Annotated in this window: 9 protein-coding genes; 5 read left to right on the plus strand and 4 right to left on the minus strand. The window is 74.2% G+C overall.

Going from position 1 to position 12,618, the window contains the following annotated elements; translation table 11 throughout:
- Positions 1-24: 24 nt before the first annotated feature.
- The 3 genes from ACFYML_RS00175 to valS all read left to right on the plus strand — a co-directional run bounded on the left by ACFYML_RS00175 (position 25) and on the right by valS (position 6,473).
- On the plus strand, positions 25-1,857 hold the full coding sequence (locus tag ACFYML_RS00175) for an ABC transporter ATP-binding protein (RefSeq protein WP_387419002.1): 1,833 nt from the start codon (positions 25-27) through the stop codon (positions 1,855-1,857).
- A 288-nt stretch (positions 1,858-2,145) separates the two neighbouring features.
- Positions 2,146-3,714 (plus strand): trypsin-like serine protease, encoded by a 1,569-nt coding sequence (locus ACFYML_RS00180; protein ID WP_387418559.1) that lies wholly within the window; start codon positions 2,146-2,148, stop codon positions 3,712-3,714.
- Between the two features lie 89 nt (positions 3,715-3,803).
- A complete protein-coding gene (gene valS, locus ACFYML_RS00185; protein ID WP_387418560.1) occupies positions 3,804-6,473 on the plus strand; it encodes a valine--tRNA ligase in 2,670 nt (889 codons plus the stop codon).
- 274 nt (positions 6,474-6,747) lie between these two features.
- Here valS and ACFYML_RS00190 read toward each other — a convergent pair whose 3' ends face one another.
- The 4 genes from ACFYML_RS00190 to ACFYML_RS00205 are packed head-to-tail and all read right to left on the minus strand — an operon-like array spanning position 6,748 to position 10,206.
- Positions 6,748-7,458 (minus strand): ABC transporter permease, encoded by a 711-nt coding sequence (locus ACFYML_RS00190; RefSeq protein WP_073834812.1) that lies wholly within the window; start codon positions 7,456-7,458, stop codon positions 6,748-6,750.
- A 3-nt stretch (positions 7,459-7,461) separates the two neighbouring features.
- Positions 7,462-8,421, minus strand: coding sequence for an ABC transporter ATP-binding protein (locus ACFYML_RS00195; RefSeq protein WP_387418561.1), 960 nt, complete (start codon positions 8,419-8,421; stop codon positions 7,462-7,464).
- A complete protein-coding gene (locus tag ACFYML_RS00200; RefSeq protein ID WP_387418562.1) occupies positions 8,418-9,299 on the minus strand; it encodes an ABC transporter permease in 882 nt (293 codons plus the stop codon). The genes ACFYML_RS00195 and ACFYML_RS00200 overlap by 4 nt, the downstream gene beginning before the upstream one ends.
- Positions 9,292-10,206 (minus strand): ABC transporter ATP-binding protein, encoded by a 915-nt coding sequence (locus ACFYML_RS00205; protein ID WP_387418563.1) that lies wholly within the window; start codon positions 10,204-10,206, stop codon positions 9,292-9,294. Before ACFYML_RS00205 ends, ACFYML_RS00200 begins: the two co-directional genes overlap by 8 nt.
- A gap of 139 nt (positions 10,207-10,345) precedes the next feature.
- Between ACFYML_RS00205 and ACFYML_RS00210 the strand changes: the two genes are divergently transcribed.
- Together ACFYML_RS00210 and cysC are read left to right on the plus strand one after the other, a co-directional pair.
- Positions 10,346-10,906 carry a DM13 domain-containing protein gene (locus ACFYML_RS00210; protein ID WP_387418564.1) on the plus strand — a complete coding sequence of 187 codons (561 nt, stop codon included), beginning with the start codon at positions 10,346-10,348 and terminating at the stop codon, positions 10,904-10,906.
- Positions 10,907-11,018: 112 nt separating this feature from the next.
- On the plus strand, positions 11,019-12,548 hold the full coding sequence (gene cysC / locus ACFYML_RS00215; protein ID WP_387418565.1) for an adenylyl-sulfate kinase: 1,530 nt from the start codon (positions 11,019-11,021) through the stop codon (positions 12,546-12,548).
- The last annotated feature ends 70 nt before the right edge of the window (positions 12,549-12,618 follow it).

The following is a 12,618-nucleotide window of genomic DNA, read 5'->3' on the forward strand; positions in this document are numbered from 1 at the left end:
CGACCACGGGACGACGGCCTCGACCTGTCCCGGTGGCGCGGGCGGGCCACCGACCCGGACGCCGACCGCAGCCGGGCCGAGGTCGCCACCCCGGAGGCGGTGGCCCGGCTCCGGGCCCGCAGCCGGGCGCTGCTGCGCGGGCTGCTCCGCCCGCACCGGCGCCGGCTCGGCTGGGCCGTGGCGCTGCTGCTGCTCCAGAACGCCGCCGCGATGGCCGGCCCGTACCTGGTGATGCTGGGCATCGACCGGGGCATCGGACCGCTGCGGGCCGGCGACGCCGGCCCGCTGGTCGCCGTCGCCGCCGCCTTCGTCATCGCCACCGGCACCGAGTACGCGGCCCGGCGCGGCTTCCTCACCCTCGCCGCCCGGATCGGCCAGGCCGTCCTGCTCGACCTCCGCCAGCGGGTGTACGGCCACTTCCTCCGCCTCGACGTCGGCTTCCACGAGCGCTACACCTCCGGCCGGATGGTGTCCCGGCTGACCAGCGATCTGGACTCGATCGCCGAACTGGTCGACGGCGGGATCGACAAGCTGGTGATGGCCGCGCTGTCGGTGCTGTCGGTGGCGGGCATCCTGCTCTGGCTGGACCTGCCGCTGGCCGCGGCCACCCTGCTCGCCTTCCCGTTCCTGTTCTGGTTGTCCCGCTGGTTCGCACGTGCCTCCGCCGGGGCGTACCGGCGGACCCGGGAGGCGGTGGCGCTGGTCATCGTGCACTTCGTCGAGTCGCTGCGCGGCATCCGGGCGGTGCAGGCGTACCGGCGGGAGCCGCGCAACCAGCGCATCTTCGCCGCGGTGAACGACGACTACCGGCAGGCCAGCCTGGACGCGTTCCGGCTGATCGCGGTCTACTCGCCGGGCATCCGGATGATCGGCAACCTGACCGTGGCAGTGGTGCTCGGCTACGGCGGCTGGCGGGTGCTGGGCGGCCGGACCGAGGTCGGCGTGCTCGCCGCGTTCCTGCTCTACCTGCGCCGGTTCTTCGAGCCGATGGAGGAGCTGAGCCAGTTCTACAACGCGTTGCAGTCGGCCACCGCCGCGCTGGAGAAGCTGGCCGGGGTGCTCGACGAGCGGCCGGCGGTGGCCGAGCCGGAGCGGCCGGTGCCACTACCCGCCGGCTGCGGCCGAGGTGCCGTGGTCTTCCGGTCGGCCTCCTTCGGCTACCGGGCGGAGGCGCCGATCCTCGCCGGGCTGGAGCTGGCCGTGCCGGCCGGCCAGACGGTCGCGCTGATCGGGCCGACCGGCGCGGGCAAGTCCACCATCGCCAAGCTGGTCGCCCGGTTCCACGACCCGGACACGGGCGCCGTGAGCCTCGACGGGGTCGACCTGCGGGACCTGGCCGACGCCGAGCTGCGCCGGGCGGTCGTGCTGGTGACCCAGGAGAACCACCTGTTCAGCGGCTCGGTGGCGGAGAACATCCGATTCGGCCGCCCGGACGCCGACGACGCGGCCGTGGAAGCCGCCGCCCGGGCCATCGGCGCGCACGACTTCATCGCCGCGCTCCCCGACGGGTACGCCACCGACGTGCACCGGCGCGGCGGCCGACTCTCCGCCGGGCAGCGGCAGCTCGTCGCGTTCGCCCGCGCGTTCCTGGCCGATCCGCGGGTGCTGATCCTGGACGAGGCGACCTCGTCGCTGGACGTGCCGACCGAGCGCCTGGTGCAGCGGGCGCTCGGCAGCATCCTGCGGGATCGCACCGCGCTGGTGATCGCGCACCGGCTGTCCACGGTGGAGATCGCGGACCGGGTGCTGGTGCTCGACGGCGGACGGATCGTGGAGGACGGCCCCCCGGCCGAGCTGGCCGCCGCCGGCGGCCGGTACGCCGCCCTGCACCGCCAGTGGCGCGACTCGCTGATCTGAGCGGGTTCAGCGATTGTCGACCCGCTCGGCGACGCCGACGGCGTGGCCGGGCCGGCAGCTCCCGCCCGGCCGTCGAGTCGACAGCGGGTGGCGCGCCGGCGCCCCGCCCGCGAATGGCGGCCCGGCGACGGGACAGCCCGAACCGGTGCGCTCTGGCTAGACTGGCGGCTCGTCGATCGGCCGCCATTGCGCCGGACGGACCACACACATCCCCGCCCGGCCGTCGATTCCGCCGATCAGGCATCGCCGAACACACGGGGAGGGCGCGGCGTGCGGACACGACCACGCATGATCATCGTTGGGCTGGCAATCGCCAGCACGATCGCGGGCGGCAGCGTCGCGCTGGCCGTCCGAGGGGACGGTGACCGCGGGCCATCGACCGGGACAGTTGCCGCGGCTCAGGCGACCGACCCCGCGTCAACGGACGGCTCGGCCCACGCCGTTACCGGCTCCGGCACGCCGTCGGCTCCTGCCAGCGACCGTCCGGCACCCGTCCGGACCGGCCCGACAAGCGGCAAGACGGGCGGCCGGAGCGCCGCAGACCTGGCCGAGGTCGCCCCGGCCTCGATCGCCTATCTGGCCGGGCGTTACCGGATCTCATCGGCCGAGGCGGCCCGGCGGCTGGCTCTGCAGGAGCGTTCCGCGCCGCTCGCCGACCGGCTGGCCGACCGGTTCCCGGCCGAGTACGGGGGCATGTGGCTCGACCAGGCCGGTGGCGGCCTTCTCACCATCGGCGCGACCCGTCCGGAGGTGGTGCGGGCGGCGGTGGCGACCGAGCCGGACGCCGCTCACCTGCGGGTGGTGCCGGTGCGCCACTCGCTGGCGGGGCTCACCAGCGCAGCAGCCCGGCTCGCCCGCGCGCTCGACGTGACCGCCGGCACCGACGTCGTCGTCGACCAGCGGGCCAACGAGGTCGTGGTGCTCACCGGCGGCGGCCTCGACGCGCAGGACGCCCGGCTGGCCGACGCGCTCGCCGCCGCCGGCGTACCGGCGCGGGCCCAGGCCCGGGTGGCGCAGGGAACCATCGAGAAGGCCTGCGACCCGCGCTACTGTGCTCAGGCCCCGATGCGCGGCGGGATCCGACTGGACGTGCCCCGGGACAACGGCACCGTCGGCGGCTGCACCACCGGCTTCAACGTGGTGGGCAAGGGCGGGGTGCCCTACGTGCTGACCGCCGGCCATTGCGTCGTGAGCCCGACGCACCAGCACGTCGACCGCACCTGGCACCAGTACCTCGGGCCGAAGGTCCGGGTCGGCATCGAGTCGACCGCACCGGTGCTCGCCGAGAACGCCTACCCGGCCGACTACGCGATCATGCCGTACCAGAACGGCGCCATCGACGACTGGGCATACCCGCGGCGGAAGACCGGCTCGACGCCCAGCTTGGTCAACTACTGGTGTGTCAAGGACAACCCGCGCTGCACCAGCAGTCGTGACGTCGCGGTCACCGGGCTCGTGCGGGTGACCGACGTCAAGGCAGGCTGGGTGGTGTGCGCGACGGGCTCGGCCTACACCCCGAAGCCCGGTGAGGTGTACGTCGACTCCGGCGCCGGGGCCGGCTACCTGCCCGGCACCCGGTGCGGCGAGGTCCTCGGCACGGCGAGCGGCGGCATCGACGTGCGGATCTGCGCCCGCCCGGGGGACAGCGGCGGCCCGCTGTTCACCGAGGCCGACGGAAAGGCGCTCGGCATCCTCTCCTATGGCGACGACGGCTCGGGCCCGTGCACCAACCCGAACGAGCAGAACCACTACGCGCCGGTGTCGACCATCCTGGACCGGGTCAACGCGCGCACCGGTGGCACCCTCGGTCTGCAACTGGCCACCCAGGGCCCGTTCCCGCTCAACACCCGCCCCTGACCCGGGCCGCTGGCGGGCCGACCAGGCCCGCCAGCGGCGCGCGGCGGAATCGCGTCGCCACGCCCCGGTCCGCGGCCTAGCATCAACCGATGAGCGATACGGCGAGGACAGCCCGCGCCGGCGTCCCCGAGCGTCCGACCCTGGACGGCATCGAGGAGACCTGGGCGCGCCGCTGGCAGGAGGAGGGCACGTACGCGTTCGACCGCTCGAAGGCGGCTGTCCGGGGTCGCGGCGCGGCGTCAGACGCGCCGAGCGCGGATGGTCGTAGCTCGGACGTGTACGCGATCGACACCCCGCCGCCGACCGTATCCGGCGAACTGCACATGGGACACGTCTTCTCCTACACGCACACCGACACGGTGGCCCGGTTCCAGCGGATGCGCGGCCGGACGGTCTTCTACCCGATGGGCTGGGACGACAACGGCCTGCCCACCGAGCGGCGGGTGCAGAACGTGTACGGGGTGCGCTGCGACCCGGCCCTGCCGTACGACCCGGAGTGGCAGCCGCCGGCCACGCCGGTGAGCGAGGCGGCCCGCAAGGACCCGGCCCCGATCTCCCGGCGCAACTTCATTGAGCTGTGCGAGCAGCTCACCACGGCGGACGAGCAGGTCTTCGAGGCGCTGTGGCGGCGACTCGGGCTGTCGGTGGACTGGTCGCTGACCTACACCACGATCGGGCGGGTGGCCCGGGCGACCAGCCAGCGGGCGTTCCTGCGCAACCTGGCCCGGGGCGAGGCCTACCAGGCGGAGGCGCCGACGCTCTGGGACGTCGGGTTCGCCACCGCCGTGGCCCAGGCCGAGCTGGAGGACCGGGAGCGGCCCGGCGCGTACCACCGGCTGCGCTTCCACGGCCCGGGCGGGCGCGAGGTGCTGATCGACACCACCCGGCCGGAGCTGCTGCCGGCCTGCGTGGCGCTGGTCTGCCACCCGGACGACGAGCGGTACGCGGATCTGGTCGGCGCGTCGGTGCGTACCCCGGTCTTCGGGGTCGAGGTGCCGGTGCGCGCGCACCCGCTGGCGGACCCGGCCAAGGGCACGGGCATCGCGATGGTCTGCACGTTCGGCGACCTGACCGACGTGACCTGGTGGCGGGAGCTGCAGCTCGACACCCGCGTGGTGATCGGCCGGGACGGGCGGCTGCTGCCCGAGCCGCCGGCCGGGGTGCCGGCGGAGCCCTACGCGGCGCTGGCCGGGCAGACCGTCAACGGCGCCCGGCGCACCGTGGTGCAACTGCTGGCCGACGCGGGTGACCTGGTGGGCGAGCCGCGCGCGATCACCCACCCGGTGAAGTTCTACGAGCGGGGCGACCGGCCGCTGGAGATCGTCTCCACCCGGCAGTGGTACCTGCGCAACGGCGGGCGCGACCCGGAGCTGCGCGACGAGCTGCTGGCCCGCGGCCGGGAGCTGCGCTGGGTGCCGGAGCACATGCGGCACCGCTACGAGCACTGGGTGGGCGGCCTGACCGGAGACTGGCTGGTCAGTCGGCAGCGCTTCTTCGGTGTGCCGGTGCCGGTGTGGTACCGGCTCGACGACGCTGGCGAGCCGGACTGGACCCACCCTCTCACACCGGACGAGTCGATGCTCCCGGTCGACCCGTCCGGCGAGCCGCCGCCCGGCTACGAGGAGGCGCAGCGCGGGCTGCCGGGCGGCTTCGTCGGCGACCCGGACGTGCTGGACACCTGGGCCACCTCGTCGCTGACCCCGCAGATCGTCGGTGGCTGGGAGACCGACCCGGACCTGTTCCGCCGGGTCTTCCCGATGGACCTGCGGCCGCAGGGGCAGGAGATCATCCGTACCTGGCTCTTCGCCACCGCGGTCCGGTCCCACCTGGAGCACGGCGTGCTGCCGTGGCGCGACGCGGTGCTCTCCGGCTGGATCCTCGACCCGGACCGCAAGAAGATGTCCAAGTCCAAGGGGAACGTGGTCACCCCGATGGACCTGCTGGTGCAGCACGGCTCCGACGCGGTGCGATACTGGGCCGCCAGCGGCAAGCCGGGGATGGACCTGGCCTTCGACCCGGCGCAGATCAAGGTCGGGCGGCGGCTCGCCACCAAGCTGCTCAACGCGTCCCGGTTCGCGCTCGGGCTGGGCGCCGCCGACGCGTTGCGCGCGCCGTACAACAACTCCAGCTCGGCGCGTCTGACGCCGCGCCGCGACCTGGAGCTGTCGGCCACCGAGCCGTTGGACACCGCCATGCTCGCCGAACTGTCCGGTGTGGTCGCCGCCGCGACCGCCGCCTTCGACGGGTACGACCACACCGCCGCGCTGATGGCGACGGAGGCGTTCTTCTGGCGGTTCTGTGACGACTACATCGAGCTGGTGAAGGAGCGCGCCTACGGCGCCGGGCCGGGGGCGGACTCGGCGCGGGCCGCGCTGGCCACCGCGCTCTCGGTGCAGCTGCGGCTGTTCGCCCCGGTGCTGCCCTTCGTCACCGAGGAGGTCTGGTCCTGGTGGCGGTACGGCTCGGTCCACCGCGCGCCGTGGCCCACGACCTACGAGGTGGGTCGGGCCACCCAGGGACCGGGTGACCCGCAGCTGCTGCGGCTGGCCGCGGACGCGCTGGGCCAGGTGCGCCGGGCCAAGTCGGAACGGAAGCTGTCGATGAAGGCGGACGTGCCACTGGCCGAGGTGCTCGGCCCGGCCGCCCAGCTCGACCAGCTCACCCTGGTCGCCGACGACCTCCGGGCGGCGGGCCGGATCGCCAAGCTCGACCTGCTCCCCGACCGCACCCCCGAACTCGTCGTCGCCTGCGCCTTCTGATCCCCGCCCTGCCCCCTGCCCCCTGCCCGCGCTCGCGCCCGCGCCCGCGCCCGCGCCTGCGCCTGCGCCTGCGCCTGCCCAAGATCGCACTACTTCATGGAAAGAGTGGCCATCAGCAGCGCCGAGGCCACTCTTTCCATGAAGTAGTGGCCTCCGCCGACGGCGGGCGGCCAGCGGGGAGCGTGGGCGGGGCGGGAGACAGGTCCGCCCGCCGAGGGTTGGCCTCGGCGGGCGGACGGCGCCGCCCCGGGGAGGGTGGGGCGGCGGTGGGCGGTCAGCTCGTCTCGCCGGCCACGCTGAACGAGCGGAGGCGGTCGATGGCCAGGATGGTGGAGCCGATCGCCACCAGGGCGGTCAGCACCGCGGCCACCGGCACGGAGACGGTGGTGCCGAGCAGTTCGGTGGGGGCGATCCGGTCGGCGATGGCGATCACCCACTGCTGGATGGAGAGCACCTTGGTGCCGTCCACGAACCGGCCGAGCAGCCCCTCCCAGATCAGCACGTAGACCAGCCCGAGCAGCACCGGCCGCCGGGTCAGCAGGCTGAGCACCAGGAACAGCGCCGAGTACGCCAGCGCGCCCAGCGCCGACGCGGCGGCGAGCCCCAGGCCGAGGCGTACCGAATCGGCGAGCACGCCCGCGACGTAGAGCGGGACGGCGACGGTGGCCGCGCTGACCCCGGTCGCCACCGCGAGCTTGGGCAGCACGATCTGCCAGCGCGGCAGCGGCTTGGTGAGGATGTGCACCACCGTGCCGTCGTCGATCTCGGCACCGAGCACCCCGGTGCCGACGATCAGCGCGACCACCGGCAGCACCACGGCCAGCCCGAGCCCAACCAGCACCGGCGGCCCCCACTGGCCCGGGTCGACCCCGAGCGAACGGGAGACGATCGCGAGCACCAGCAGCAGCGCGGGCAGCGGGAGCAGCAGCAGGAACCGGCGCCGGCCGAACAGCCCGCGCGCGGTGATCCAGGAAACGGTCGACATGAGTCAGCTCCCCACCAGGTAGGAGAAGACGCTCTCCAGCGATTCGTCCTCGGGCGTCAGGGACCGGACCCGGATACCCCGGGCCAGCGCGATCTTCGGCAGTGCCCGGGTGAAGGCACCGTAGTCGCCGGCCCGGACGGTGAGCCCGTCCCGGCCCAACTCCACCCCGGTGACCGACGGCTCGGCGATCAACGCGACCGCGAGGGCCCGGTCGTCCGTCGAGCGGACCGCGAAGACGTGCGGCCGGTTGGTCATCAGCCGCCGGATGGTCCGGTAGTCGCCGGAGGCGGCCAGCCGGCCGGCCACCATCACCTGGACGGTGCCGGAGACCTGCTCGACCTCCTCCAGGATGTGTGAGCTGAACAGGATGGTCCGGCCGGCGTCGCCGAGGCGGTGCAGCAGGGCCATCATGTGCAGCCGCTGCCGCGGGTCCATCCCGTTGAACGGCTCGTCGAGCAGCAGCACCTGCGGGTCGTGGACCAGCGCGGCGGCCACCCGGGTGCGCTGCCGCATGCCCTTGGAGTAGGTGCCGATCCGCCGGTCCTGCGCGTCCGCCATCTCGACCAGGTCGATCGCCCGACGGGCCGCGGCCGCCGGGTCGGGCAGCCGGTGCAGCTTCGCGCTGGCCAGCACGAACTCGTACGCGGAGAGGAAGGCGTGCACCGCCTCCCGCTCGCTGACCAGGCCGAGCCGCCGATAGACGTCCGGGTTGCGCCAGGTCGGCTCCCCGTCGAGGGTCACCGCACCCCGGGACGGGGCGAGGAAGCCGGCCATCATGTGCAGCAGGGTGGTCTTCCCGGCGCCGTTCGGCCCGAGCAGCCCGGTCACCCCGGGCCCGAGCCGCATGGTGATGTCGTTGACCGCCACCACGTTGCCGTACCAGCGGGAGACCCCGGCCAGGTCGAGGGTGGACGCGGGCGTGGTCGGCGCCGCCGCCTGGGTGCCAGCGCTGATCGTGGTCATCGGGCGGCCACCTTCCGGTATCGCAGCAGGAGCAGGGCGACGCAGCCGGCCACCAGCAGCACGGCGGCGGCGACATAGACCGGCCCGAAGCCGCCGATCATCTGGTCCGCCGCCGCGCCGGGCGCCAGCAGGTCGCCGAGGGCGTAGCGGCCGACGGCGTGAACCAGGGCGGTGGGCGAGCCGAGCATCGCCAGCTCGTTGACCGTCCGGGAGGGCATGATCGAGAGGATGCCGACGATCGGGGCGGTCATCAGGAACACCGCCACGATGCCGCCGGCCGCGAACGCCCGCTTGCCGGTGAACGAGGCGATGAGCAGCCCGATCGAGGCGAAGACCACCGCCCAGAGCGCCGCGTAGAGCAGGCCGGGCAGCAGGTCGAGCAGCTCGTCCCAGACCCCGTGCATGCCGTTGTCGGTGGTGAACGCGGCGCCGAGGAACATCACCAGCTGCGGCGCGCCGAGCAGCAGCCAGAGCGCGCTGACCAGCGCGCCGAGCTTGGCCAGCGCGTAGTCGCCGCGGGGCAGCGGCCGGGAGAAGTAGAGCGGCAGCACGCCGCTGAGCAGGTCGCGGGAGACCAGCTCCGGGCCGACCACCGCGACGAAGAAGATGACCAGCCAGCTCATCGCGTCGGCGAACTGGGCGTACGTCATGACGACCTGGCCGGTCTGGGTGCGTACCGCGGTCAGCCCGGCGGCGACCACCACCACTATGCCGACCACCAGCCACGGGAAGATCTTCGCCTTGGCGGACCGGCCGAGGCCGAACGCGGTCCGCAGGCCGTGCAGGTAGAGCGCGCCGAAGACGTGCCGGCGGCCCAGCCGCGGACCGGTGTAGCGCTGGTAGCCGATGTCGTGGATGACGCCGGTCGGCTCAGACATGGCTGGGCTCCCTCGTGGCGAAGAGTTCGGCCACCCGGTGCCGCCGCTGGTCCAGCCGGTGCAGCGGCAGGTCCAGCTCGGCGACCGCGCCGAGGATCAGGTCGTAGGTGGCGTCGTCGGCGAGCGGGACGAGCAGCAGCCGCCCCTCCCGGGACACCGGCAGCTGGAGCGCGGCGAGCCGGGCGGCCAACTCCTCCGTGCCCTCGCTGACCTCGACCGCGAGCACGTCGGTGGCGGAGGTCATCGCGGCCACCCGGTCGGCGCGCAGCAGCCGCCCGCCGTCGATGGCGACGAGGGTGTCGCAGATCCGCTCGACCTCGCCGAGCAGGTGCGAGCAGACCACCACGGAGATGCCGAACTCGGTGCCGATCCGGTGGATCAGGGCGAGCATGGCGTCCCGGCCGGCCGGGTCGAGGCCGTTGGTGGGCTCGTCGAGCAGGAGCAGGTCGGGATCGTGCACCAGGGCCTGGGCGAGCTTCACCCGCTGCTTCATGCCGGTGGAGTAGCCACCGACGGCCCGGTGGCGCTCCTCGTGCAGGCCGACGTGGCGCAGCGCCTCGGAGGCCCGCTCCCGGGCGACCGTCCGCGGCAGGCCGCTGATCCGACCCAGGTGGGTGACCAGTTCGGCGGCGGACAGGTCAGGCGGGAGGGCGTCGTGTTCGGGCATGTAGCCGACCCGGGCGCGGACCGCGGCCGGGTCGGTGGTGGGGTCGAGGCCGAGCACGGAGACCCGACCACTGGTCGGGGCGAGCAGGCCCAGGAGGATCTTGATCAGGGTGGACTTGCCGGCGCCGTTGGCGCCGACCAGCCCGATGATCCCCGGCTCGACCGACACCGTGAGGTCGGTCAGCGCGGTGACCCGACCTCCGTACGTCTTGGTCAGCGACTCGGTCGCGAGCAGTGTCACGACGACCAGCGTAAGAAGTGGACGCCGCCCCGGGTATCGGGAAACGCTCGGGGATGCCCCTGATTTCCGTACGGTCGGTAAGGGTTTCGTAAGCGCGGCGACCGGTGACCGCGGGCGCCGGGCGCGGAAGACTCGGCACATGTCGAGCCGACTGCTTCGCACCCCGCTGACCTGGGTCGTGGTCGCCGTCCTCGCGGTCGGCGCCGCGGCCGGCCTGTACTGGTTCCGGCCCTGGGCGCTGGTCACCGACACCGAGGTGCACGAACGGCTCACCGCGGTCGAGGAGATCACCCCGGCCCCGACCACGTCCACCGCGAGTCCCGCCACCGCCACCCGGGCGGCGCCGACCCTGGTGAGCCGGGGCGAGTTCGTCAGCCATGAGCACGACACCCGGGGCAGTGCCCGGATCGTCCGGACCGCCGGGGATCGGTACCGGCTGGAACTGGCCGGGCTGGACACCTCGAACGGTCCGGATCTTCAGGTCTGGCTGACCGACCAGCCGGTTCGTACCGGGCCGTCCGGGTGGCGCGTCTTCGACGACGGGCGCCACGTCGCGCTCGGCCCGCTCAAGGGAAACCGGGGAGACCAGGTGTACGAGATCCCCGCCGGAACCGACCTCACCGGGCTGACCAGCGTCGCCATCTGGTGCCAGCGCTTCGCCGTGTCGTTCGGCGCGGCCCCGCTCACCCCCGCCGGCTGAGCCGATCGGCGACCGCCGCGCCAACGGGCGGTGGCCGGGAGGTGGAGTGGCGCTCTCGACCGATCGGCGGTGGGCTGAGAAACTGTGTGCCGGCCGGTGAGTTGGGGGTTCGATGAGCAACGGGTGGGTGCTGCCCGAGGACGTGTTGCGGGACGCGCCGGCGTACGCGCCTCGTCCCGGCGAGCTGGCCGATCTGGAGTTGCTGCTGACCGGGGCGTACGCTCCGCTGACCGGCTTCATGGCCCGCGCCGACCTGGCCTCGCTGAGCCGGCGCGGCCGGCTCGCCGACGGCACGCCGTGGCCGGTGCCGGTGACCCTCCAGGTGCCAGCGGCGCTCGCCGACGGGCTGGAGCTGGACGACCCGCTGCGCCGGGCACTGGTGCTCACCGACGGTGAGGGTGCCCCGGTGGCGGCGATGGACGTGACCGACGTCTGGCCGGTCCGCGACGGCATGGCGGGCGTGGGTGGCGCGGTGCGCCGGCTGGGCGACGGCGGTCACGGGCCGTTCCAGCGGCTGCGGCGCAGCCCCGACGAGGTCCGCGGGCTGCTGCCGCCGGGGCGGGTGCTCGGCGTCTTCGCCGACCGTCCGCTGCACCGGCCGCAGCTCGCGCAGATCGCGCACGCCGCCCGCACCCTGGGCGCGCACCTGCTGGTGATGATCCCGGTGGGTGAGGCGGCGACCGGCGGGCTGCCGTCCGAGGCGCTGGTGCGCAGCGTGTTCGCCGCCCGGGACCGGATGCCCCCGGCCACCCTGCTGGCGGTGCCACTGGTGCGGCGGCGCGACGAGATCAGCGACGCCCTGCTCCGGGCCCGGGTCGCCGCCGCGTACGGGGTGACCCACCTGCTCTCCACCGAGGGGATGCTCTCCGGGGCCGGGCTGCGCGTGCTCGTGCCCCGGGAACTGGCGTACGACAACCGGGACGGGCAGTGGCGCTGGCGGGAGGACATCCCGCCGCGCAACCGGCGGCTGGCGCTCAGCCAGGAGGAGATCGACGACCTGCTGGACCGGGGCTTCCCGCTGCCCGAGTGGCACACCCCGCCGGCGGTGGCCAAGGAGCTGGCGCGGGCCCGTCCGGCGCGCCGGCACCGGGGCCTGGTGATCTTCCTCACCGGCCTCTCCGGCTCCGGGAAGTCGACCATCGCCCGAGGCCTGGCCGACCTGTTGCGCGAGGGCGGCGACCGAAGCATCACGTTGCTCGACGGGGACGTGGTGCGCCGGGAGCTCTCCGCCGGGCTGGGCTTCACCAGGGCCGACCGGGACGCCAACGTCCGGCGGATCGGCTGGGTGGCCGCCGAGATCGCCCGGCACCGGGGGGTCGGCATCTGCTGCCCGATCGCCCCGTACGCGGCCGCCCGGGCCACCGCCCGGGAGATGGCGCAGGCGGCCGGGGCCGGCTTCCTGCTGGTCCACGTCGCGACCCCGCTGGAGGTCTGCGAGCAGCGCGACCGCAAGGGCCTGTACGCCCGTGCCCGGGCCGGCCTGATCACCGGGATGACCGGCATCGACGACCCGTACGAGGAGCCCACCGACGCCGACCTGGTGGTGGACACCACGGACCTGGCGGTCGAGGAGGCGGTCCAGCGGGTGATGGAGCACCTGACCGAGACCGGCTGGGTAGAGCCCCGCCTCCAGCCGGCCTGACCCGGGCCCCGCGCCCGCCTGACCGGGGCCCGGCGCGTCGACACGGCGGCGGGCCGAGCAGTTCGGGCCG

Origin of the sequence: Micromonospora sp. NPDC007230 (assembly GCF_042869115.1) — a bacterium.
In the GTDB taxonomy this organism is placed as follows: domain Bacteria; phylum Actinomycetota; class Actinomycetes; order Mycobacteriales; family Micromonosporaceae; genus Micromonospora.